Annotated in this window: 21 protein-coding genes; all 21 read left to right on the forward strand. The window is 69.3% G+C overall.

All coding sequences use genetic code 11. The features are described 5' to 3' along the window. The first annotated feature begins 3 nt into the window (after nt 1–3). Nucleotides 4–2079, forward strand: coding sequence for a dipeptide/oligopeptide/nickel ABC transporter permease/ATP-binding protein (locus ACFVV0_RS05090; RefSeq protein ID WP_387059106.1), 2076 nt, complete (start codon nt 4–6; stop codon nt 2077–2079). Beyond that, nucleotides 2076–3212: an ABC transporter ATP-binding protein gene (locus ACFVV0_RS05095; RefSeq protein WP_387059109.1), complete on the forward strand. Its 1137-nt coding sequence runs from the start codon at nt 2076–2078 to the stop codon at nt 3210–3212. Before ACFVV0_RS05090 ends, ACFVV0_RS05095 begins: the two co-directional genes overlap by 4 nt. Before the next feature lie 39 nt (nt 3213–3251). Then, a complete protein-coding gene (locus tag ACFVV0_RS05100; protein ID WP_387059112.1) occupies nt 3252–4913 on the forward strand; it encodes an ABC transporter substrate-binding protein in 1662 nt (553 codons plus the stop codon). 92 nt (nt 4914–5005) lie between these two features. Further along, nucleotides 5006–5674 (forward strand): ThuA domain-containing protein, encoded by a 669-nt coding sequence (locus ACFVV0_RS05105; RefSeq protein WP_387059115.1) that lies wholly within the window; start codon nt 5006–5008, stop codon nt 5672–5674. After that, nucleotides 5671–6465 carry a sugar phosphate isomerase/epimerase family protein gene (locus tag ACFVV0_RS05110; RefSeq protein WP_387059118.1) on the forward strand — a complete coding sequence of 265 codons (795 nt, stop codon included), beginning with the start codon at nt 5671–5673 and terminating at the stop codon, nt 6463–6465. Before ACFVV0_RS05105 ends, ACFVV0_RS05110 begins: the two co-directional genes overlap by 4 nt. Further along, nucleotides 6462–7442: an NAD-dependent epimerase/dehydratase family protein gene (locus ACFVV0_RS05115; RefSeq protein WP_387059121.1), complete on the forward strand. Its 981-nt coding sequence runs from the start codon at nt 6462–6464 to the stop codon at nt 7440–7442. Before ACFVV0_RS05110 ends, ACFVV0_RS05115 begins: the two co-directional genes overlap by 4 nt. A 131-nt stretch (nt 7443–7573) precedes the next feature. Next, entirely contained in the window at nt 7574–8347 is a 774-nt protein-coding gene (locus ACFVV0_RS05120) for a GntR family transcriptional regulator (protein ID WP_387059124.1), read from the forward strand. 192 nt (nt 8348–8539) lie between these two features. After that, nucleotides 8540–9580, forward strand: coding sequence for a Gfo/Idh/MocA family protein (locus ACFVV0_RS05125; RefSeq protein WP_387059126.1), 1041 nt, complete (start codon nt 8540–8542; stop codon nt 9578–9580). Beyond that, on the forward strand, nt 9577–10395 hold the full coding sequence (locus ACFVV0_RS05130; protein ID WP_387059129.1) for a GntR family transcriptional regulator: 819 nt from the start codon (nt 9577–9579) through the stop codon (nt 10393–10395). Before ACFVV0_RS05125 ends, ACFVV0_RS05130 begins: the two co-directional genes overlap by 4 nt. Next, nucleotides 10392–12350, forward strand: a complete 1959-nt coding sequence (locus ACFVV0_RS05135) for a primary-amine oxidase (protein ID WP_387059132.1) — start codon at nt 10392–10394, stop codon at nt 12348–12350. Before ACFVV0_RS05130 ends, ACFVV0_RS05135 begins: the two co-directional genes overlap by 4 nt. Next, a complete protein-coding gene (locus ACFVV0_RS05140; protein ID WP_387059135.1) occupies nt 12350–13060 on the forward strand; it encodes a sugar phosphate isomerase/epimerase family protein in 711 nt (236 codons plus the stop codon). Before ACFVV0_RS05135 ends, ACFVV0_RS05140 begins: the two co-directional genes overlap by 1 nt. Beyond that, nucleotides 13057–14211 (forward strand): Gfo/Idh/MocA family protein, encoded by a 1155-nt coding sequence (locus ACFVV0_RS05145; protein WP_387059138.1) that lies wholly within the window; start codon nt 13057–13059, stop codon nt 14209–14211. Before ACFVV0_RS05140 ends, ACFVV0_RS05145 begins: the two co-directional genes overlap by 4 nt. Continuing rightward, complete coding sequence (locus tag ACFVV0_RS05150) at nt 14208–15227, forward strand: SIS domain-containing protein (protein ID WP_387059140.1); 1020 nt, start codon at nt 14208–14210, stop codon at nt 15225–15227. The genes ACFVV0_RS05145 and ACFVV0_RS05150 overlap by 4 nt, the downstream gene beginning before the upstream one ends. Further along, the gene (locus tag ACFVV0_RS05155; RefSeq protein ID WP_387059143.1) at nt 15224–16141 is read left to right on the forward strand and encodes a BadF/BadG/BcrA/BcrD ATPase family protein; all 918 of its coding nucleotides are present in this window, start codon (nt 15224–15226) and stop codon (nt 16139–16141) included. Before ACFVV0_RS05150 ends, ACFVV0_RS05155 begins: the two co-directional genes overlap by 4 nt. Nucleotides 16142–16188: 47 nt before the next feature. Then, on the forward strand, nt 16189–17565 hold the full coding sequence (aldh, locus tag ACFVV0_RS05160; protein WP_387059146.1) for an aldehyde dehydrogenase AldH: 1377 nt from the start codon (nt 16189–16191) through the stop codon (nt 17563–17565). Then, nucleotides 17562–18158, forward strand: a complete 597-nt coding sequence (locus ACFVV0_RS05165) for a hypothetical protein (RefSeq protein WP_387059148.1) — start codon at nt 17562–17564, stop codon at nt 18156–18158. Before aldh ends, ACFVV0_RS05165 begins: the two co-directional genes overlap by 4 nt. A gap of 54 nt (nt 18159–18212) precedes the next feature. After that, nucleotides 18213–19232 (forward strand): LacI family DNA-binding transcriptional regulator, encoded by a 1020-nt coding sequence (locus ACFVV0_RS05170; RefSeq protein ID WP_387059151.1) that lies wholly within the window; start codon nt 18213–18215, stop codon nt 19230–19232. Nucleotides 19233–19261: 29 nt separating this feature from the next. Beyond that, on the forward strand, nt 19262–19696 hold the full coding sequence (locus ACFVV0_RS05175; protein ID WP_387059154.1) for a DUF5684 domain-containing protein: 435 nt from the start codon (nt 19262–19264) through the stop codon (nt 19694–19696). An 89-nt stretch (nt 19697–19785) separates the two neighbouring features. After that, nucleotides 19786–20487, forward strand: a complete 702-nt coding sequence (locus tag ACFVV0_RS05180; protein ID WP_387059157.1) for a ThuA domain-containing protein — start codon at nt 19786–19788, stop codon at nt 20485–20487. A 117-nt stretch (nt 20488–20604) separates the two neighbouring features. Beyond that, the gene (locus ACFVV0_RS05185; RefSeq protein ID WP_387059496.1) at nt 20605–21729 is read left to right on the forward strand and encodes a Gfo/Idh/MocA family protein; all 1125 of its coding nucleotides are present in this window, start codon (nt 20605–20607) and stop codon (nt 21727–21729) included. Continuing rightward, nucleotides 21729–22889: a dihydrodipicolinate synthase family protein gene (locus tag ACFVV0_RS05190; RefSeq protein ID WP_387059160.1), complete on the forward strand. Its 1161-nt coding sequence runs from the start codon at nt 21729–21731 to the stop codon at nt 22887–22889. The genes ACFVV0_RS05185 and ACFVV0_RS05190 overlap by 1 nt, the downstream gene beginning before the upstream one ends. The last annotated feature ends 31 nt before the right edge of the window (nt 22890–22920 follow it).

A 22920-nucleotide genomic window follows, 5' to 3' on the forward strand; every position in this document is an offset into this window, starting at 1 on the left:
CCCATGGCCATCACCACTGCGACGATCGCCGAGGCCGAAACGTCTGACCTGGAGGGCACCTCGCGCTTCGCCTGGATGCGCGCCTTCCGCCGGCCGTGGACGCTCGCCGGCATCGTGATCGTGCTGATCTTCTGCGTGCTCGCGATCGTCGGTCCGTGGATCGCGCCGTACGACCCGTCGGCCGTGAGCAAGGCGGCGCTGCAGCCGCCGAGCCCGGAGCACTGGCTCGGCACGACCCAGACGGGCCAGGACATCCTGTCCCAGATGCTCTACGGCACCCAGGTGTCGATGATCGTCGGGGTGTGCGCGGCGCTCGTCGCGACCATCCTGTCGGTCATCGTGGGCCTCGCCGCCGGCTACCTCGGCGGCCTCGCGGACGAGCTGCTCTCGCTGCTCGCCAACGTGTTCCTGGTGATCCCGGCGCTGCCGCTGACGGTCATCCTGGCCTCCTACCTGCCGAAGACCGGCTCGCTCGGCATCATCCTGGTGATCTCGGTCACCGGATGGGCGTGGGGCGCCCGCGTGCTGCGCGCGCAGACCCTTTCGTTGCGCAAGCGCGACTTCGTCGAGGCGGCTCGGGCGACCGGCGAGCGCACCTCGAGCGTCATCTTCCGCGACATCTTCCCGAACCAGATCGCCATCATCGCGGCCTCCTTCCTCGGGACGGTGACCGGCGCCATCCTCACGCAGGCCAGCCTCGCGTTCCTCGGGCTCACCAACGTGACGGAGTGGTCGTGGGGCACCATCCTCTACTGGGCGCAGGTGTCGAGCGCGATGCTCAGCGGCGCGTGGTGGTGGTTCGTGCCCGCCGGACTCGCGATCGCAGTGCTCGGAACCGCGCTCTCGCTGGTCAACTTCGGCATCGACGAGTTCATCAACCCGCGTCTGCGCCAGGCCGGTATCGGCACCAAGAAGGCGCAGCGGGCGCAGGCCAAGGCCAAGCGGGCGAAGATCGTGAAGCGCCCGCAGCGGGTCCGCACGGTGCGGGACTCGGCCGGGCCGTTCGACCCGGTCACCAGCGACGTGATCCTCGACATCCGCAACCTCAAGGTCGACTACCTCGGCGAGAACTCCGTGACCCCGGCCGTCAACGATGTGTCGCTCACCCTTCGACGCGGCGAGGTGCTCGGCATCGCGGGGGAGTCCGGAAGCGGCAAGTCGACGCTCGCATACGCGATCACCCGGCTGCACAAGCCGCCGGCACACATCACCGGCGGCGAGATGATCTACACGAACGCCGACGGGTCGAAGACCGACATCCTCTCGATGAGCGAGGACGAACTGCGCGACTTCCGCTGGGAGGAGCTGTCGATCGTCTTCCAGTCCGCGATGCACGCGCTGAACCCCATCCTGACGATCGGCGCACAGATGGAGGATGCGCTGCGGGCGCACCGTCCGGAGATGACGCAGCAGGCGCGCGCCGCCCGGGTCGTCGAGCTGCTCGGACTCGTCGGCATCCAGACCGACCGGGTCAACGCCTACCCGCACGAGCTCTCGGGCGGGATGCGGCAGCGGGCCATGATCGCGGTGGGGCTCGCGCTCGACCCCGAGATCATCGTGATGGACGAGCCGACGACGGCGCTCGACGTGGTCATCCAGCGGCAGATCATCGAGAAGATCATCGAACTCAAGGACCGGCTCGGCTTCTCGGTCATCTTCATCACCCACGACCTGTCGCTGCTGATCGAGCTGTCCGACACGATCGCCGTGATGTACGCCGGCCGGGTCGTCGAGCTCGCCGACGCCAAGGAGTTCTACCGCAACCCGCGGCATCCGTACAGCCAGGGGCTGCTCGCGTCGTTCCCGACGCTCTCCGGTCCGAAGCACGAGCTCACGGGCATCCCGGGCTCGCCGCCCGACCTGCGCAAGCTGCCGAACGGATGCGCGTTCGCGGCCCGCTGCCCGCTCGCGTTCGACAAGTGCGACACCGTCGTACCCCCGCTGTTCGCCCTCTCCGGCGAGGCCGAGTGGCGCCAGTCGGAGGCGGCCTGCCTGCTCTACGAAGGCGACGGAGGCATCGACGGCACCCTCATGACCGAGTCGACCGGCGCCCAGCACGAAATGGAGGACGCCCGATGACCAGCATCGACACCGCCGCACCGTCATACAGCGCGCCGCAGGGCGACGCTCCGGTGCTCGAGGCCGTGCACGTCACCAAGCACTTCCCGGTGCGCGGAACGCTCTTCAAGCGCGGCCCGCGCAAGGTGGTCCACGCGGCCGACGACGTCTCGCTGGCGCTTTACGCCGGCCGGATCATGGCTCTCGTCGGTGAATCCGGCTCGGGCAAGTCGACCTTCGCCCGCCTGCTCGCACAGCTCTACCCGCTGACCGGCGGTGAGGTGCGCTACCGCGGCAAGCCGGTGAACGCGCGGGGAGGCAAGGCACTGCGCGCCCACGTGAGCAAGGTGCAGCTGATCCTGCAGGATCCGTTCGGCTCGTTCAACCCGGTGGCGACGATCGCCCGTACGCTGACGCGCGCGGTGCGCATCCATCACAAGGAGAAGACCCCGCGGGAGCAGCGTGCGGTGATCGACGACCTGCTCGCGCAGGTGAACCTCACGCCCGCCCGCCAGTTCACGGAGAAGTACCCGCACGAGCTCTCCGGTGGGCAGCTGCAGCGCATCTCGATCGCGCGGGCGCTCGCCGCCAATCCGGATGTGTTCCTCGCCGACGAGCCGGTGTCGAGCCTCGACGTGTCCATCCGGCTGGGCGTGCTGAACCTGCTGCGCCGCCTCGTGGAGGACCGCGGGGTCGCGCTGCTCTACGTGACGCACGACATCGCATCCGCCCGCTACTTCGCCGAAGACACGACCGTCATGTACGCGGGGCAGCTGGTGGAGGCCGGGCCGTCGGAGCAGGTCACGCAGAAGGCCGCGCATCCGTACACCCAGCTGCTCATCGCATCGGCGCCCGACCCGTCCCGGACCGACGGCGAGACGCCCCGCGACATCGGGCAACCGCCGAGCCTGATCGACCCGCCCGCCGGCTGCCGGTTCCACCCCCGCTGCCCGTTCGCCATGGAACGGTGCAAGACGGATGCGCCCCCGCGCTTCGAACTCGAAGACGGCCAGTGGGCCAAATGCTGGCTCTACGCCGACGACGCCGAAGCCGAAGGCAAGCGCGCCCAGAACGCCGACGTGTACACACGCGGCCAGATCCGGAACGCGGGCAGACTCGTCGCCGCGGACCCCACGAACGCTCCAACCGAATAGCAAAGCATCAAGCCAAGCAAGCACTGAAGGAGAACAGCAATGAAGCGCAGAAAGGTAACGCTGCGACGTACACTCGTCGCCGCAGCGATGGCCGCCAGTCTCGTCGTCCCGCTCGCAGCCTGCTCGAGCAGCGGGAGCGGATCGAGCGACGGACTCATCCTGAACGTCGCCAGCCAGTCGGATTCGCTCACCCAGACGTTCAACCCCTATCTGCCGAACACGGCACAGGGTGCGACGTACACCAACCAGGGTGGCGGCGGATTCATCTACGAGCCGCTCGTGCAGATCAACAACGTCGACATCGGCAAGGACATCCCCTGGCTCGCCAAGAAGTGGGCCTGGTCGAACGAGAACAAGACGTTCACCCTCGACCTGCAGCAGGGCGTCAAGTGGAGCGACGGCAAGCCGTTCTCGGCCGACGACGTCGTGTTCACCTACGAGATGCTGAAGAAGTTCCCCGCCCTCAATGTGGGCGGCATCGACTTCGACACCATCACCGCACCCGACCCCAACACCGTCGTGATGACGTTCAAGACCCCGTCGGAGACGAAGTTCACCTCGCTCGTGTCGGCGGCCATCGTGTCGCAGCACATCTGGTCGAAGGTCGGCGACCCCACCAAGTACGCGGACAAGGACCCGGTGGGCACCGGTCCGTTCGTGCTCGACACGTTCTCGCCGCAGAGCTTCGTGCTGAAGACGAACAAGGACTACTGGCAGGACCCGGCCAAGATCGCGGGCATCCGGTTCATCCCGTACAAGGACAACCAGGGCCAGACCAACGCGCTCGTGCAGGGGCAGGCCGACTGGAGCGGCACCTACATCGCCGACGCTGAGAAGTCCTACCTGTCGAAGAGCAAGGACAACCACTACTGGGCTCCCGTCGTGGGCTCGGACGGCCTCATCCCGAACCTCGAGAAGTGGCCGCTCAGCGACATCGCCGTGCGTCGCGCCATCAGCCTCGGTGTCGACCGCGAACAGGTCGGCGCCGCGACGGACTCCCCGGCCGCGACCAGCCAGACCGGACTGCCGATGCCCTCGTTCGCGAGCGAGGTCGCCCCGAAATACAAGGACCTCGTGTTCAAGCAGGACAAGCCGGCCGCCGAGAAGCAGCTGACCGACGCCGGCTACACGAAGGGCGGGGACGGCTACTACGAGAAGGACGGCAAGAAGGTCGAGTTCTCGGTCAGCTTCCCGGCTTCGTACACCGACATCGCCGCTCGCGCCCAGGTTCTGGTGTCGCAGCTGAAGGACATCGGGATCAAGCTCGACATCGACACCACCTCGGTGAACGACATCAACAAGATCACGGCAGACGGCACCTTCCAGTCGACCATCGGCTACCCGGTCGGCCCGGCACCGCGCGCGTTCAACATCTACGACTCGATGATGAACCCGAACAAGTACTACCCGGTCGGGGAGGCTACGCCGACGTTCGAGAACATCGAGCGTTTCAACGACCCGGTGGCGAAGGAACTGTTCGCGAAGTACCCGCTGGCCACGACGGACGAGGAGCGCAACGACATCCTCGCCCAGCTCCAGGGCATCTGGATCGACCAGCTGCCGATGATCGTCATGTTCTACTGGGGCAACTACGGAGACTGGAGCACCGCCAAGGTCACCGGTTTCCCGAGTGAGCAGGACCCGTACTTCGCGCCGTACCCCAACCCGGTGGTGGCGCTGAAGCTCAAGCCGGTCTCCTGATCCGGTGAGACCGTGGGCGGGCCCGCCGCGAAGACCGGCCCGCCCACGGTGCGTCCCCCTTTCTCCAACAATCCGATCGCAGAAATCGAGAGATGACCGACACCCGCAACGCCCTCGTCGTCGTGAACGGCGACGACATCCATCACGACCTTCTCAGCGCCTCCCAGGTCTTCCAGCAGCTCGGCATCGAGGCCGGCCTGGTCACCCGCCGCGCGATGGGCCTGAACCGGTTCGTCGACGCACGGCCGGAGACCGCCGACGCCGACGTCTACCTCTTCTACACGGCGGGAGGCCAGTTCCCGACTGCACAGCAGGAGGCGCTCGCCGCCGCGGTCGCCGCGGGCACCGGCTTCGTCGGTGTGCACGGCGCCAACATCATGGGCTGGGAAGGCGACGGGATCGACCCCGCCGACCGGCCGTACTTCGACCTGCTGGGCAACCGGTACCTCTCGCACGGGCCCGGCCACCACGAGGGCCGCCACACGATCGAGATCGTGGGCGAGCATCCCATCACCGAGGGCCTCGACGATTTCGAGCTGTTCGACGAGTACTACGAATTCGAGTTCGCGGATGACGATGTGCAGGTGATCGCTCAGCGGCACCGCGCCGACGGCGTCGTGATCCCGGTCATGTACGTGCGGAACGTCGGCGAGGGCAGGGTCGTGTACCTGGCACTCGGCCACGACATGCGGTCGTGGGGCGAGCCGCCCGTGCGCACCCTGGTCCGCCGCGCGCTGGCCTGGGCGGCGGGCATCCTGTGACCGGGACGCGTCCAGGCCTCGCGGTGATGGCCTACACCGTGCTGGAACAGGCGAAAGCCGACCTCGAGGGCACGCTCGCCCGGGTCGCCGCGATCGGCTACGTCGGACTCGAGACCTACGGACTCGTCGAGGCGTTCGGTCCCGGCCGGGTGCGGGATGCGGCAGCCGCGGCGGGCCTGACCATCACGAGCGCGCACACGCCGTTCCCGGCGGGCGCCGACGCTCAACGGCTGCTCGACGAGAGCGCCGAGCTCGGCGCGACCACCCTGGTGTGGAGCCTCGAACGCGAGGAGTTCGACTCGCCGTCGGCGATCGAGGCGGGAGTCGTGCGCGTGAACGAGGCGGCCTCACTGGCCGCCGAACGCGGCCTGACGATCGGGTACCACAACCACTTCGCGGAGTTCCGCAACTCGTTCGACGGACGCCAGGCCTACGACATCCTGCTCGAGCTGCTCGACCCGCGCGTCGTCGTCGAGCTCGACGCGTACTGGGCCCGGATGGGCGGAGCCGATCCCGCAGAGGTGCTCACCCGGCTCGGCGATCGCGCCCGCCTCGTGCACATCAAAGACGGCCCCGCCGTCAGCTACGACGACGACGTCATGGTGCCGATCGGCGAGGGGGCCATCGACTGGACGAGCGCGCTCACCGCGCCCTCGGGCCTGGAATGGCACATCGTCGAACTCGAAAGACTGCACGTCGACACCTTCGACGCGCTCGAATCCAGCTACCGCTACCTCGTCGGGCACGGCCTGTCGCGGGGGAGCGTCGAGGTCGGGGAGGCCACGGTATGAGCACACGCATCCTGTTCCTGGGCGGTGCCGGGATGATCGGCTCGGCCGCCGCGCGCGAGGCCGTCGCTCAGGGGGCCGAGGTCACGATCGTGACGCGGTCGGAGCCACGGCGGCCGGTGACCGACGGAATCACCCAGTTGCGCGGAGACGTGCGCGACGCCGCTTTCGTCGCCTCGCTCGTCGAGGGCCGGCGGTGGGATGCCGTGGTCAACTGGGTGGGCTTCACGCCCTCCGACGTCGAAGGACACGTCGACGCCTTCAGGGATGCGACGGCGCAGTACGTCTTCATCAGCACCTGCTCGGTGTTCGCCCGGCCGGTGCCGAGCCTGCCGATCACCGAATCGAGCCCCCGCAAGCAGCCGGTGTTCGGATACGCGCGCGACAAGGTCGCGACCGAGGTGTTCCTCGAAGAGGCCTACCGGTCGGACGACTTCCCCCTCACGATCGTGCGGCCGTTCCACACCTACGACAGCACGACCATCCCGATCCTCTCCGGATGGACGGCGATCGAGCGGATGCGCGCCGGCCAGGGCGTCGTCGTGCACGGCGACGGGACCTCGCTGTGGTCGCTGATGCACTCCAGCGACTTCGCGCGGGCGTTCGTGCCGCTGCTCGGAAACCAGCACGCGATCGGTGAGAGCGTGAACGTGGTCAGCGGCGACATCCTGACCTGGGATCAGATCCACCTGACGCTGGCCGCTGCCGCCGGAGTGCGCTCGCCGCGGCTCGTGCACCGGTCGAGCGAGTCGATCGCCGTCGAGGTGCCGGGCTGGGGCGAAGTGCTCGAGCACGATTTCCGGCACACGATGCTGTTCGACACGTCCAAGCTCCGCCGGCTCGTGCCCGACTTCGCTCCGCGGGTGAGCTTCTCGCAGGGCGCCCGCGACATCATCGAGCACTACGAGACGCATCCGGATGCGCGGGGAGTCGACGAGACGTTGTCGGCGGCATTCGATCGGCTGATCGAGCATCCCTGAGCCCGCTCCGTCGACTCACCGTGTCGCCCTCGCACTGGACGATTCCTGTGTCGGGCGGCGACGGCAGCGGTCACCAAAGGTAACAAGTGGTATGAATGAGGCGTGCGTTGGGCTAGCGGAGGGTGTCGCCTGTGATCGATGAAACCAGTGAGGCGGACGCGGGAGCCGCGATCCGTCCGGACTACCCGGAGCCGCTGTGGATCCAGGCGGTCAACCTGATCAACCGCGAGATCGCGAGCGGGGTTCTCAAGCCGGGGATGCGCCTCCCACCAGAGCGCGAACTCTGCCAGCAGCTCAGCATCTCGCGGGTGACCCTGCGCAAGGCGCTCAACAAGCTCGTCGAAGACGGCGTGCTGAGCGCATCCCACGGCCGCGGCTGGTATGTGGCCGAGACGGCAGGGGCCGCGGGCAAGGAGTTCCCCAACAGCCTCGAGTCGTTCACCGAGACCGCTGCACGGATGGGCCTGGTCGCGAGCTCCCGCGTGCTGCGGGCCGAGACCAGGCCGGCGTCGCTCGATCAGGCGGAGGAGCTGTCGATCGCCCCAGGAACGCCGCTGTTCCACCTGGAGCGCGTGCGGCTGCTCAACGATGTGCCGATCGCGCTGGATGTGACGCGCATCCCCGCCCACCTGGCTCCCACGCTGGCGGAGGCCGACTTCTCCATCGACTCGCTCTACGAGAAGCTCGCCGAGGCGGGTATCGAACCGCTGCGCGCCGACGCCACGATCGAGGCTCGGGAGGCCGACCCCGCGGCTGCGGAGAACCTCGACCTCGCTGTCGGCAAGCCTGTGCTCGTCATGCGGCAGCTCGCGGTCGATCGTGCCGAGCATCCCCTCTTCGTCTCCACCATCACCTACGCGGGCGACCGCTACCGCCTCCGCACCTTCTTCGCGCGCTCCCGCTGACCAACGCACATCGAGTCCGGGAGGAATCCCCTTTCCCACCGCGGGAAAACGGGATTTCTCCCGGACTCGATGTGCGTGTGGTGGACCAAGAGGTAGCAGGAGGTATTTATTTGACGCACGAACCTCTTCAAAATGTAGACCAATGCCGTACCACCTGGGTACGATAAGAGTCATGCTTCAGTTGGAGGAAATGTGATTCGCGTCGGTCTGCTCGGCTCAGGGTTCATCAGCGACACCTACGCGGACGCGCTGCAGGATGTTCGAAACGCCGAAATCGTCGCGAACTACTCGCGTGACCTCCAGCGCGCTCAGGACTTCGCAGCGAAGTGGGGGCCCATCCCGAACCAGTACGACTCGATGGAGGCGCTCTGCGCGAATCCCGACGTCGACCTGGTGGTGATCGCCCTTCCCAACGAGGTGCACGTCGAAGCGGTGCGCATCGCGGCAGCGGCCGGAAAGGGCGTGGTCTGCACCAAGCCCCTCGCCCGCACCGGAGCCGAAGCGGCCGAGATCCTGAAGATCGTCACCGAGGCCGGGGTCTGGCACGGCTACGCCGAGAGCTCGGTCTTCTCGCCAAACATCGCCAAAGCGCACCAGATGGTCGCGGCCGGCGCGATCGGCGACGTGCTCACCATGCGGGCGCGTGAAGCGCACTCCGGCCCGCACGCCCCGCACTTCTGGGATGCGGAGACCGCCGGCGGGGGAGCCCTGCTCGACATGGGCTGCCACACCGTCGAATCGGCCCGGCATTTCTTCGGCAAGGACAACCCGGTCACCGAGGTCTTCGCCTGGGGCGCCACGATGGTCCACGCCGACAAGACCACCGGTGAGGACACCGCGATCGCCCTGCTCAAGTTCGCGGGCGGGCAGCTCGCCCAGATCGAGTCGTCCTGGATCGAGAAGGGTGGCATGCAGCTGCGGCACGAGCTCGTCGGCAGCGCCGGCCGCATCGTGACAGACACGTCGCAGACCCCGGTCTGGGGCTTCATCGAGAACCCGGCCGGCTATCTGGTCGAGAAGGCGGATGCGGACACCGGCTGGGTCTACCCGGTGCCGGAAGAGGCGCGCGCCTACGGTTTCAGCCAGGAGATGCGGCACTTCGTCGACCGGTTCGCCGCGGGGGAGGCGCCCATCGAGACGTTCGACGACGGGTTCGTCGTCAACTGCATCCTCGACGCCTGCTACGCCTCGATGAAGAGCGGAACGTGGGAGAAGGTGAGCCTCGACCGATGAGCACCACTCCACAGCTCGGCACAGGCACCCTGGGCACCAGCACGCAGCCGACCGTCGGCGACGTCTCCATCCGCACCGACTATCCCGACCCGCTCTGGGTGCAGGCGGCGGATGCGATCCGCGCGCAGATCGCATCCGGGTCGATGCGTCCCGGCACCCGGCTCCCACCCGAGCGCGAGCTCTGCCTGAGGCTCGGGATCAGCCGCGTCACCCTGCGCAAAGCCCTGCAGACCCTCGTCGAGGACGGCGTGCTGACTCCGTCCCACGGCCGCGGCTGGTACATCGCCGGGGCGACCGACGAGCGCAACGAGTGGCCGAACAGTCTGGAGTCGTTCAGCGAGACGGCCGACCGGATGGGCCTGGTCGCGTCGTCCCGCGTGCTGCGCGCCGAGGTGTCCGCCTCCACCATCGACGAGGCGGAGAAGCTGGGCATCGCGCCGGGAACGCCCCTCTTCCGGCTCGGCCGGGTGCGCATGCTCAACGAGGTCGCCATCGCGGTGGACCTGTCGCTGGTTCCGGCGACGCTGATCCCGGATCCGCAACGTCACGACTTCCGCGTGCACTCGCTCTACGAGGCCCTCGCCGAGGCGGGCCACGACCTCGCGAACGCGGAGACGACCATCGAGGCGCGGGAGGCGACCCCCGAGATCGCGGCGCAGCTCGATGTCGTGGTCGGAACCCCGACGCTCGTCATGCACCAGCTGGTGAGTGGCCGGACCGACCGTCCGGTGCTCGCCTCCACCATCCAGTACGCGGGCGACCGCTACCGCCTGCGCACGTACTTCGCCCGCCACAACCGAACGGAGCTCCAGTGACCGACACCGCCGTGACGACCACCACCGCCGGCGCCCTCGCCTCGCTCACGGCCGGCGAGATCGACGCCTCGCGCGCCATCCTGGTGCGCGAGGGCCTGCTCGGCGAGAACACCCACGTCTCCTACTTCGGGCTGCTCGAAGAGGACAAGCGCACGCTGCTCGTGCCGGGAGCGACGCCCCGAGCGCGCCGCTTCCGCGCACTGCTCGTCGACTTCGGCTCCGGCGCTTCGCACGACGTGGTGGTCTGCCCGGCCGAGGACAGCATCCTCTCGTCCCGTCAACTCGATCCGGCCGAGGGCCAGGTTCCCGTGGTGCTCGCCGAGTTCGGCCTGGTCGAAGAGATCGTGCACCAGGACGAGCGCTGGCTCGCCGCCATGGCGAAGCGCGGTCTCACCGACCTCAGCACGCTGCGGGTGAACCCGCTCTCTGCAGGCGTGCTCGCTCCGGATGAGCAGGGCCGCCGCATCCAGCGCTGCTTCACCTTCGTGCAGAAGACGCCCGACGATCTCGGCTGGGCGCATCCGGTCGACGGTGTGACGGTGATGGTGGATGTGGTCACCCGCGAGGTGCTCGACGTGATCGACTACGTCGACCTTCCGGTTCCCCACGAGGACGGCAACTTCCACCTGCCCGAGTGGGTCGGAAGACCGGCGCGTCAGGGGCTCAAACCGATCGAGATCACCCAGCCGGAGGGCCCCAGCTTCACGATCGACGACGACGGCGTGCTCTCCTGGGCGGGCTGGAACCTGCAGGTGTCGTTCGATCAGCGCGAGGGACTCGTCTTCCACAACATCTCGATCGATGACGGCGGGGTGCAGCGGCCGGTCGTGTACCGCGCATCCATCGCCGAGATGATGGTGCCGTACGGCGACCCCAGCCCGCAGCGCTGGTTCCAGAACTTCTTCGACTGCGGCGAGTACCTGCTCGGCGGCTTCGCGAACTCGCTCGAACTCGGCTGCGACTGCGTCGGCGACATCACGTACCTGGATGCGGTGCTCGCCGACAACGCCGGGAACGCGCGTGTGATCCCGCAGGCCATCTGCATCCACGAGGAGGACACCGGCATCCTCTGGAAGCACTTCGACAACTGGAACGGATCGAGCGAATCCCGCCGGAACCGCCGCCTGGTCGTCTCGTTCTTCGTCACCGTCGGCAACTACGACTACGGCTTCTACTGGTACTTCTCGCTCGACGGCAGCATCGAGCTGGAGGTCAAGGCGACCGGCGTCGTCTTCACGTCGGCGTATCCGGGAGCCGGCTACCCGTACGCGTCGGAGCTCGCGCCAGGACTCGGCGCCCCGTACCACCAGCACCTGTTCAGCGCACGCCTCGACATGATGGTCGACGGCGTCTCGAACGCGGTCGACGAACTCGAGGCGGTGCTCGTTCCACGCGGCGACGCGAATCCGACCGGCACCGGCATCACGCAGACGGTCGCGCGGCTGCACACCGAGTCGGAGGCCCAGCGCATGGCCGACAACGCCCGCGGGCGGGTCTGGCTTGTGTCGAACCCCGGCGTGAAGAACCGTCTCGGCGGCAGTGTCGGGTACGTGCTCTACCCCGAGGGCAAGCCGGCGCTGCTGGCGGACGAGCAGTCCGACATCTACGCGCGTGCCACCTACTCGGCGAAGCACCTCTGGGTGACGCCCTACGAGCCGACCGAGCTGTACCCGGCCGGCGACTTCGTCAACATGCACCCCGGAGGAGCGGGCCTGCCCGCCTGGACGGCCGCCGACCGCAGCGTCGACGACACCGACATCGTGCTCTGGCACACCTTCGGGCTCACCCACTTCCCGCGTATCGAGGACTGGCCGATCATGCCCGTCGACTCGACCGGCTTCGTACTGAAGCCGCACGGGTTCTTCGGACGCAACCCGACGCTCGACATCCCCGCGTCGACGAGCGACCACTGCGCGCCGGGTGGAGCGCACCGACACCACGAAGGACACCACTGATGACCAGCCCCCTGGGCGTGCAGCTCTACAGCGTGCGCGACGACATCGGCCCGGATGCGCTCCCCGCCACCCTCGCCCGCCTCGCCGCCGCGGGCTTCACGCACGTCGAACCGTACGACATCCTGAGCGACACCGAAGGCCTCGCCGCCGCGCTCGGATCGTCCGGGCTGCGCGCCGTCACCGCGCACGCGAAGATCACCGAGCTCGACCGGGATGCCGTGCTCGCCGCGGCCACGCGCCTCGGCATCGGGACGGTCATCGTGCCCTGGGTGCGGCCGGCGTCGATCGCCACCCGGGAGGGCGTCGAGGCGCTCGCCGCCGCGATCAACGAGGCGGCCGTCGCTGCTGCCGGCCACGGCATCCGGGTCGGCTACCACAACCACGATTTCGAGTTCGCGCAGACGATCGACGGAGTCCCGGCGTACGAGCTGCTGGTCGACCTGCTCGACCCGGCCGTGGTGCTCGAACTCGACACCTACTGGGCGGCGGTCGGCGGCGCCGACGTGACCGAGCTCATCCCGCGCCTCGGCGACCGTGTGCGTTTCCTGCACGTGAAGCACGACGACGAGAACCCGTTCGACATCGCTCAGGTGCTGCCGCTCGCGGCCGGCCTCGAGCTGGCCGTCGTCGAGGTCGTCGTGCACGAGGGCGACGTCTTCCCGCTCGTCGACGAGAACGCGGCCTACTTTCTCGGGCTGGTGAACGCATGACCGGCATCGGCATCATCGGAGCGGGCAACATCTCCGACGAGTACCTGCGCTCCCTGACCTCGTACCCGGATGTGCAGGTCGTCGCGATCGCCGACCTCGACGTCGCGCGCGCCGAGGCGCAGGCGGCCGAGTACGGCATCCCGTTCGCGGGACCTGTGGACGCACTGCTCTCGCTCGACGAGGTCGAGATCGTCGTCAACCTCACGATCCCGGCGGCACACGCCGAGGTCGGGATGAAAGCCGTCGCGGCCGGCAAACACGTCTGGGGCGAGAAGCCGATCACGCTCGACCTCGCCAGCGCCAAGGAACTGCTCGCCGCCGCCGCGGCTCGCGGCGTCGTCGTCGCGAACGCGCCGGACACCATCCTGGGCGAGGGCATCCAGAACGCGCACCGGCTGCTGGCCGACGGCGCGATCGGCACCCCGCTGACACTGCTCACCCTGATGCAGGGGCCGGGTCCGGATGCGTGGCATCCCCGCCCGCAGTTCCTGTTCGCCCGCGGTGCCGGCCCGCTCTTCGACATCGGACCGTACTACGTGAGCACGATGGTGCAGCTCCTCGGGCCCATCGAATCGGTCGAGGCGGTCGGGCAGCGTCCACGCGCCGAGCGCGTGATCGGGTCGGGTCCGGATGCGGGCGAGTCGTTCCCGGTCGAGGTCAGCACGCACGTCAGCGTGCTCACCCGGTTCCGGACGGGTGTCGTCGGCACGTCCATCTACAGCTTCGACTCGCCCCAGCGCCGGCAGACCTTCGAGATCACCGGATCGACCGGGGTGCTCGGGGTGCCGGTCAGCGGCTTCGATGGCGCGACCCGGCTGCTCGCCGGCGACGACCGCGAGACCGAATGGGTCGAACTCCCGCCGCCCGGCGCGCACCGCGACCGGGGGGTCGGCGTGCTCGAGATGGCGCGCGCCATCCGGGACGGCAGAGCACCCCGCGCCAGCGGCGAGCTCGCACTCCACGCACTCGAAGTGATGCTCGCGATCGAGGAGTCGATCGAGACCGGGCTGCCGGTGCGCATCCGGAGCACGGCACCCGCGGTCGAACCGCTCGCCGCCGACTGGGATCCGTCCGCACCGCACTCCGCCAACGCTTCCGCGGCCGCCATCGCCGCCGCGGGCACGACGACAGCCTTAAGGGGACACGAATGAACGGGTACAACACTTTCGCGGCAGCGCGGGCGACCCAGGCCGACGAGCTCGGCCGGGCCATTCCGCTGATCGCCGCGCAGCTCGCCGACCGGCAGGCCGCCGGAGAGCTGGAGGGCCCCGGCCCGGTGTTCGTCGGCATCGGCGCCAGCCTCGCGGCGGCGTGCGCGGCCGTCTGGGAGTTGCGTTCGCGCGGCATCCACTCGTGGCGGCTCGGTGCCGGTGACCTGCCGGTTCCGTTCCCGGAGAGCGCGCATCCGATCGTCGGCATCTCGCAGAGCGGCCGCAGCGCCGAAACCCTGGCCGTGCTCGAATCGGTCGCGCCCGAGCTGCGCCTCGCGGTCGTGAACACCGAGCCGTCGCCGATCTCGCAGATCGCCTCGACCATCGCCCTCGGCAACCTCGACGACAGCTACGCCTCGACGATCGGGTACACCGCGACCGTCGCAGCACTCGGGATGCTCGCCGATGCCTGGGACGGCGGCCGCATCGACCCGGGCTGGTTCACCCTCAACGAGACCTTCTCCCGTATCGAGGCGGCGGTCACCGAGCGGGTCACCGCGCTCGCCGAGCTGTTCCGCACGGTCGGGTCGAGTGACTTCGTCGGCGCCGGGCCCGCGGTCGGATCGGCGGAGGCTGGTGCCCTGCTGTTCCGCGAGGTCGCGCGCATCCCCGCCACGAGCATGAGCACCCGCCAGTACCTGCACGGCTCGATGGAGTCGGCGGGCGACGGCGTGCACGTCGTGTTCGGCGACAGCCGCGAGCTCGACCTCGCGACCACGCTCTCCGAGGCGGGTCACCACGTGATCCTCATCTCGGGCGAGGCCGTCGACTCCACCCCGACCCTGCACGTCGTGCAGCTGCCGAAGCTGCCCGCCGCCCAGCGGGCCGTGCTCGAGGCGATGGTCATGCAGGTGCTCGTCGGGGCCGTCGCCGCGGTGCGCGGGGTCGAGATCGAGGAGTTCGTGTTCCACAACGCGGACACGAAGGTTCCGGTCGACGCGGGCGGTGCCGCGTGACCGATGTGATCGTGGGCTTGGATGCCGGTGGCACCAAGCTCGGCGTGCGGGTCGTCTCTCTCGACGGCTCGCGTATCGCCGACGTCTCCCTGCCGGCCGAGGATTGGAGCGCCTCGCCGGCAGGGGACGCCGCTCGCTGGCTGGTCGAGCGCATCCGTCGGGTCGTCGCGCCCGGCGATCAGGTGGTCGCCGTCGGTGTCGGGGCGCAGGGCTGCGACACGGTCGAGCACTGCCACGAACTCGCGCACGAACTGACCGCGCTGGGATACCGCTCGGCCGTCGTGAACGACGCCGCCCTGCTCGTTCCGGCGGCGGGGCTGGAGACGGGGATCGGTGTCATCGCCGGCACCGGCTCGATCGCGGTCGGCCAGGACGCATCCGGGGAGACGCTCTTCACCGGCGGCTGGGGCTGGGTGATCGGCGACGAGGGCGGAGCCCCCGCGATCGTGCGCGAGGCGACCATCGCCGCGCTCGCCGCCAGAGACGACGGGCTCCCGGATGACGGCCTCCTGTCGGGGCTGCAGCAGGCGTTCGGCGTCGACTCGGCTCCGTCGCTCGCGCGCGCCGTCAACGACACCCCGACGCCGGAGAACTGGGGACCGCGGGCGATCGCTGTGTTCGCCGCCGCGGATGCCGGCTCGGCGCTCGCGACTGCGGTCATCGACCGGGCGGCGGAGCACCTGGCCGCACTCGTCGGGCAGCTCGTCCGCCGCGGAGCCGTCGGCGACTCGGTCGTCGCCGCGGGCAGCGTGATCGCCAACCAGCCGCGCCTGCTCGCCGCGTTCTCCGCGCGGGTCGCGGCCGCTCATCCGTCACTCGGCGTCGTGCTGCTCGAAGACGCGCCCGTCGCGGGCGGTGTCGAGCTCGCCCGCCGGCTCGCCGCATCCGGCACCCACGGCACCTCCGCCGACTAGAGCTTGCACCTCCGCACCACAGCCAACCGCAGAACAAAGGAGTCAGCATGGCCATCGCCACCGTCAACCCGACCACCGGCGAGACGCTCAAGACGTTCGAGCCGCACACCGCGGACCAGATCGAAGAGATCGTCGCGCGGGCGCACGGCACCTACCGCGACCTCGCCGCGACGACCTTCGCCCAGCGGGCCGAGTGGATGCACGCCGCCGCCGACCTCCTCGACGCCGAACTCGACGAGGTCGCCTCCCTCGTCTCGACCGAGATGGGCAAGACCATCGGCACCGCACGATACGAGGTGTCGAAGTCGGCCCGCGGGATGCGCTGGTACGCCGATCACGCGGAAGAGTACCTCGCCGACGAGCATCCCGTGCAGCCCGGAGATGTCGGAGCCTCGGCCGTGAGCGTGCGGTACCAGCCGATCGGCGCCGTACTCGCGGTCATGCCGTGGAACTACCCGTTCTGGCAGGTGATCCGGTTCGCGGCGCCCGCGCTCATGGCCGGGAACACGGGCATCCTGAAGCACGCATCGAGCGTTCCGCAGAGCGCGCTCTACCTCGGCTCGCTGTTCGCGCGCGGCGGTTTCCCGGTCGGCGCCTTCCAGACGCTGCTCGTGGAGGGGGGAGCGGTCGCTCCGCTGCTCGACGACCCACGCATCCGGGCCGTCACGCTGACCGGTTCGGTGGGCGCGGGCTCGTCGGTGGCCGAGGCGGCAGGGCGCAACATCAAGAAGTCGGTGCTCGAACTCGGCGGCACGGACGTGTTCGTCGTCATGCCGTCGGCCGACATCCCGGCCGCTGCGACTGCGGGCGTCAACGCGCGCGTGCAGAACTCGGGCCAGAGCTGCATCGCGGCCAAGCGCTACTACGTGCACGAAGACGTCTACGACGAGTTCGAAGCGGCGTTCGTGGCCGGGATGCGCGCACAGGTCGCCGGCGACCCGTTCGATCCCGACACCTCGTTCGGACCGCTCGCCACCGAACAGGGCCGTCGCGACGCGCACGAACTGGTCGAGGATGCGCGCGCACTCGGTGCGAACGTGCTGGCCGGCGGAAACGTTCCGGACGGGCCGGGGTGGTTCTATCCGGCGACAGTGCTCACCGGTGTCACTCCCGCGATGCGCATCTACCGCGAGGAGTGCTTCGGCCCGGTGGCCTGCCTCTACAAGGTCTCGAGCGCTGTCGAGGCGATCGAGCTCTCCAACGACAGCGACTTCGGGCTGAGCTCGAGCGTGTGGACCCGGGACGACGCCGAGGCCCGACAGTTCCAGGACGGGATCGAGGCGGGCGGCGTCTTCGTCAACGGGCTCACGGCATCGTTCCCGCAGCTGCCGTTCGGCGGCGTGAAGGACTCGGGCTACGGTCGCGAACTCTCCGCCCTCGGCATCCGCGAGTTCACCAACGTGAAGACCCTCTGGCGCGCGTGACCCTCACGCCCGCGCCCGCGCGTTGGCTCGTGCGAAAAGTGCGGTTTCGAGGCCGCGAACCGCACTTTTCGCACGAGGCGGGCCCGTCGGCGCGAGGCGGGGCGGCAGCGATCGCGGCCGGACGGGCGCTCGCGCACGAGGTGCTGCCGATGGCCGTGATGGCGTGGGCGGTGCTCGCCGGGCACGGGTCCGCGGCCATGGCCGCCGCCGCGATCGCACTGGCGCTGCTCTCGTTCGCCTACGCCCCGCTCGCCCGGGCGAACCACTGGGCGCGCGAGCACCTCGCCGACCTGTGGGCGATGCTCCTCCTCATGGCCGCGATGGCGCTGAGTCGCGGTGATTCGACCTTCCCGGGAGCCGGGAACGTCGATGTGCCGCGAGTCGGCGCGCATGCGCACGTGTTGAGCGCAGGGTTCGGGATGGGCGGCACGGGTGGGATGGGCGGGGCCGGCTCCGCGACGGCGGTCGTCGTCGCGGTCGTGGTCGCGTGGGCACTGGCGCGCGCGTTCCTCGCGTGTCGCGGGTGGCGCATCCACTCGCTCGTCTCGGCCGTCGTCTGCGGAGCCGGCCTCGTCTGGATGCTCGCCGCCTGACCGCCGTGACCGCGCGTGTCCGCCTGTGGCTCGCCCAGCCCCTAGGGTGGAGCCGTGAGTGAGAGTGCGGCGACGCTGGCCCAGGTGGCCGCGCATGCAGGGGTGTCGCTGGCGACCGCATCCCGCGCACTCAACGGCAGCACGCGCAAGGTCAACGCCGAGTTGCACGACCGGGTGCTCGCGTCGGCGGCCGCCCTCGGGTACAGCGCCAACGTGCAGGCGCAGGCGGTCGCACGCGGCACGACCAACACCGTCGCCATCGTCGTCGGCGACATCGCAGACCCGTACTTCTCGAGCATCGCCTCCGGCGTCATCCGGGTCGCGGACGAGCGCGGCCTGATCGTCACGCTCACTGCGACGGGAGCCGATGCGGCGCGCGAAGCGGCGACGCTCACGGCCCTGAAGGGTCAGCGGCCCCGGGCCGTCATCCTCGCCGGCAGCCGGCAGCTGGATGCCGTCGGCGCACCCTCCGGAAGCACCGCCGAGCTGATCGCCATCGAGCGCGGCGGGGCGCGGGTGGCCCTCATCGGTGCGGCCGCAGAGGGTCTCAGGTCGGTGCCGGTGCAGAACCGCGAGGGCGCTGCATCCCTCGCCCAGGCATTGGTGGATCGCGGCTACGACGACGTCGTCGTGCTCGCCGGCCCCGAGAACCTGCTCACCGCTCGCGACCGGGCCGCGGGTTTTCTCGACGTCGTTCCGGATGCGCTGGTCGTGCCGGGCGCCTTCTCCCGTGACGGAGGCTACGAGACCATGGCCGCGCTCCTGGCCGCGGGCGGACGTCCCGGCTGCGTCTTCGCGGTCACCGATGTGATGGCGCTGGGCGCGATGGCCGCCATGCGCGACGCCGGGCTGACCCCCGGCATCGACATCGCGGTGGCCGGATTCGACGACATCCCGCTGGTGCAGGACGTGACGCCGTCCCTGACCACGGTCGCGCTCCCGCTCGCCGAAATCGGCGCTCGGGCGCTCGAACTGGCCCTGGCCGACTCGCCGGAGGCCGACCCCGCGCTCGCCATGCCCTTCGAGGGCACGGTCATCCTGCGCGCCTCCACCCCGGGAGCGGGCCGCCGATAGTGTCGGGGGGTCCATTCTGAGGAGAACCCATGCTGACGTCCTTCCCGCTCGACGATCTCATCACCACGCAGGCCACGGCCTACGACCCCGTCCCTTCGCTCTTCGGCGGCATCATCGGCTACGTGCTCGTCGTGCTGGCACTCTGGCCCGTGTTCACCAAGGCCGGCAAGCCCGGCTGGGGCGCGCTCATCCCGATCTACAACACCTATCTGCTGGTGAAGATCGCCGGGTATCACGGCGCCCTCGTCATCCTGTACTTCATCCCGCTGGTGAACATCGTCGTGGCGATCATCGTCGCACTGGGTGTCGGCCGGGCCTTCGGCAGGAGTGCGGTGTTCAGCATCCTCCTGCTGTGGCTGTTCGCCATCATCGGCTACTTCATTGTCGGGTACGGCCGCTCCCAGTACGTCGGACCGGGCGGCCGTCGCGACACCTACCCGGGCGGAGCGCCCGCCGTCGCCTGATCGCGCGGCGCCAGAAAGCGCTTACCATGGGCGTGCCGTCTTTGTTCCGCGACGACGGCATCCTCTGACTCCGCCACTCGGGAGGTCCTGTGTCCAGTCGTGCTCTCATCCTCAGCGGCGCCGGACGGTACGGCGACCCGTGGCATCCGTTCGCCGACACGTCCGAGCGGTTGGCCGGCATCCTGCGCGAGGAGGGGTTCGAGGTCGAGCTCTCGGAGGACGTGGATGCGCGACTCGCGACGCTCGACGGCCCCTCAGCCCCCGACCTGCTCGTTCTCAACATCGGGGACCCGGCGCAGACCGACCCCGAGCATCCGGAACCCGGTGCCGAGCGTCGCGCCCGCGACGGGCTGCTCGCCTACTTGGCGAACGGGCGGCCTCTGCTCGCGATGCATGTCACCTCGACGTCGCTGCGCGGGGTTCCCGAGTGGGAGGGGATCCTCGGCGCTGTCTGGGTGCGCGGGACCACGATGCATCCCGATTACTCGTGGGCGCGCATCCACGTGCATCCCGACCGTCATCCGATCGTGTCGGGGCTGACCGACTTCGACGTCGAGGATGAGCGGTACACGTACCTGCGCACCGCACCCGACCTCGTGCCGCTCGCGACCCACGAGCACGAGGGCGACGAGTATCCGCTGCTCTGGGCGCGCACCTACGGGGATGCCCGCGTCGTCTACGACGCCCTCGGTCACGACACGGCGTCGTACGACTCCCCGACCCATCAGGCGATCATCGGTCGGGCGGTGCGCTGGCTGGCCGGACGCGTCGAGGAGCCCCTCGCGTCCTGAGGCCCGCGCCGTTCAGCTCGTCGGTGTTTGACGCGAATCGACTCGGCGGGCTATCGTGGTAAGCGCTTTCCCGTCAACGAAGGAGTTCCAGTGTCAGAGTCGACCATCGGCATCATCATGAACGGCGTCTCGGGGCGCATGGGATACCGCCAGCACCTGCTGCGCTCGATCCTCGCGATCCGTGAGCAGGGTGGCGTGCTCCTCGCCGACGGCAGCCGTGTTCAGGTCGAGCCGATCCTGGTCGGTCGCAGCGAGGCCAAACTGGCCGAGCTCGCGGCCCGGCACGGCATCGAGAACTACACGACCGACCTGGATGCGGCACTCGCCGACGATCGCTGGCAGATCTACTCCGACTTCCTCGTGACGAAGGCCCGCGTACCCGCCATCACGAAGGCGATCGCTGCCGGCAAGGCGATCTACACCGAGAAGCCGACCGCGGAATCCTTCGAAGACGCGCTCGAGCTCGCACGCCTCGCGCAGGCGGCCGGCGTCAAGAACGGCGTCGTGCACGACAAGCTGTACCTGCCGGGGCTGCGCAAGCTCCAACGGCTCATCGACTCGGGATTCTTCGGCCGCATCCTCTCGGTGCGCGGCGAATTCGGCTACTGGGTGTTCGAGGGCGACTGGCAGGCGGCCCAGCGCCCCAGCTGGAACTACCGCGCGGAAGACGGCGGCGGCATCGTCGTCGACATGTTCCCGCACTGGAGCTACGTGCTCGAGAACCTCTTCGGCCGCATCGAGTCGGTGTACGCGCGCGCGGTCACCGAGATCCCGTCGCGCGTCGACGAGAACGGCGACCAGTACACCGCGACCGCCGACGACGCGGCCTACGCCATCTTCGAGCTCGAAGGCGGTATCACGGCTCAGCTCAACTCGTCCTGGACCACCCGCGTGAACCGGGACGAACTCGTCGAGTTCCAGGTGGACGGCACCCTCGGCAGCGCCGTCGTCGGCCTGTTCGGGTGCAAGATCCAACCCCGCAACGCCACCCCGAAGCCGGTCTGGAACCCCGACATCGCCGACGAGCACGACTACGACACCGACTGGATCGAGTCGCCTGCCAACGAGGTCTTCGAGAACGGCTTCAAGACCCAGTGGGAGGAGTTCATCCGCCACGTCGTCGAGGATGCGCCCAACCCGTACGACTTCCTGGCCGGTGCCCGCGGCGTCCTGCTCGCCGAGCGCGGACTGCTCTCGTCCCGCGAGGGCCGGCGCGTCGAGCTCCCCGAGGTCGGCATCTGATGACCGACCTCGTACTGCTGCGCGCAGACGGCACCACCGCATCCGTCGCCCTGCAGGAGGCTCCGCACTTTTCGAAACCGGCCGGGCCGCTCACCTCGCGCACGGCGTACGCGGCGGCGCATGTCGTTCCGAAGGCGTGGGCCGAGAACGTGCCGGGCGCACCCGCCGACATCGATTGGGATGCAACCCTCGCGTTCCGCCACCACGTCTGGTCGTGGGGTCTCGGTGTCGCCGACGCGATGGACACCGCGCAGCGCAACATGGGACTCGACGCGCGGGCCACCCGCGACCTCATCGCGCGCAGTGCAGCAGAGGCGCGCTCGGTCGGGGGCGCGATCGTGGTCGGCGTCAACACCGACCACGTCGAGGACGAGGTCATCTCCCTCGATGCGGTGATCGACGCGTACACGGAGCAGCTGCACTTCACCGAGGACGCGGGAGCGGGTGTCGTGCTCATGGCCAGCCGCCATCTCGCGCGGGCAGCCACCTCGGCCGCGGACTACGAACGCGTCTACCGCGCTGTGCTCGAGTCGGCGTCCCGGCCGGTCATCCTGCACTGGCTCGGCGCCGCCTTCGACCCGGTGCTCGCCGGCTACTTCGGCTCGACCGACTCCGCCGTTGCGAGCGAGACCGTGCTGCGCATCATCGGCGACAACGCCGACCGTGTGAGCGGCATCAAGATGAGCCTCCTGGATGCGCAGGCCGAGATCGCGCTTCGTGCGCGGCTCCCGAAGAGCGCCGCCATGTTCACCGGCGACGACTTCAACTACGTCGGCCTCATCGAAGGTGACGGAGCGACGCACTCGGATGCGCTGCTCGGGGCCTTCGCGGCCCTCGCGCCGAGCGCATCCGCCGCCATCCAGGCCCTGGACGCCGACGACACCGCGCGCTACCGAGGGGTGCTGGCGCCGACGGAGGCACTGTCGCGCCAGGTGTTCGCCGCGCCGACCTTCTACTACAAGACGGGTGTCGCGTTCCTCTCGTGGCTGAACGGCCACCAGGAGTCGTTCTCCATGATCGGCGGCCTCCACGCCGCACGCAGCCTGCCGCATCTGTCCGAGATCGTGCGCCTCGCGAACGCGTCCGGCGCCCTCGAGCGCCCCGAGCTCGCCGCCGCTCGATGGAGCACCCTCCTCACCCTGAACGGACTCGCCTCATGACCCCCGAAACGCAATCGAGTCAAGCCGAAAT

This window comes from Leifsonia sp. NPDC058230 (assembly GCF_042882245.1).
GTDB lineage: Bacteria > Actinomycetota > Actinomycetes > Actinomycetales > Microbacteriaceae > Leifsonia.

Coding starts and splice junctions, on each gene's coding strand:
- ACFVV0_RS05090 (WP_387059106.1), top strand. CDS start 4: ATGGCCATCACCACTGCGACGATCGCCGAGGCCGAAACGTCTGACCTG.
- ACFVV0_RS05130 (WP_387059129.1), top strand. CDS start 9,577: ATGAGCACCACTCCACAGCTCGGCACAGGCACCCTGGGCACCAGCACG.
- ACFVV0_RS05175 (WP_387059154.1), top strand. CDS start 19,262: ATGCTGACGTCCTTCCCGCTCGACGATCTCATCACCACGCAGGCCACG.
- ACFVV0_RS05140 (WP_387059135.1), top strand. CDS start 12,350: ATGACCAGCCCCCTGGGCGTGCAGCTCTACAGCGTGCGCGACGACATC.
- ACFVV0_RS05150 (WP_387059140.1), top strand. CDS start 14,208: ATGAACGGGTACAACACTTTCGCGGCAGCGCGGGCGACCCAGGCCGAC.
- aldh (WP_387059146.1), top strand. CDS start 16,189: ATGGCCATCGCCACCGTCAACCCGACCACCGGCGAGACGCTCAAGACG.
- ACFVV0_RS05115 (WP_387059121.1), top strand. CDS start 6,462: ATGAGCACACGCATCCTGTTCCTGGGCGGTGCCGGGATGATCGGCTCG.
- ACFVV0_RS05190 (WP_387059160.1), top strand. CDS start 21,729: ATGACCGACCTCGTACTGCTGCGCGCAGACGGCACCACCGCATCCGTC.
- ACFVV0_RS05185 (WP_387059496.1), top strand. CDS start 20,605: ATGAACGGCGTCTCGGGGCGCATGGGATACCGCCAGCACCTGCTGCGC.
- ACFVV0_RS05100 (WP_387059112.1), top strand. CDS start 3,252: ATGAAGCGCAGAAAGGTAACGCTGCGACGTACACTCGTCGCCGCAGCG.
- ACFVV0_RS05145 (WP_387059138.1), top strand. CDS start 13,057: ATGACCGGCATCGGCATCATCGGAGCGGGCAACATCTCCGACGAGTAC.
- ACFVV0_RS05105 (WP_387059115.1), top strand. CDS start 5,006: ATGACCGACACCCGCAACGCCCTCGTCGTCGTGAACGGCGACGACATC.
- ACFVV0_RS05095 (WP_387059109.1), top strand. CDS start 2,076: ATGACCAGCATCGACACCGCCGCACCGTCATACAGCGCGCCGCAGGGC.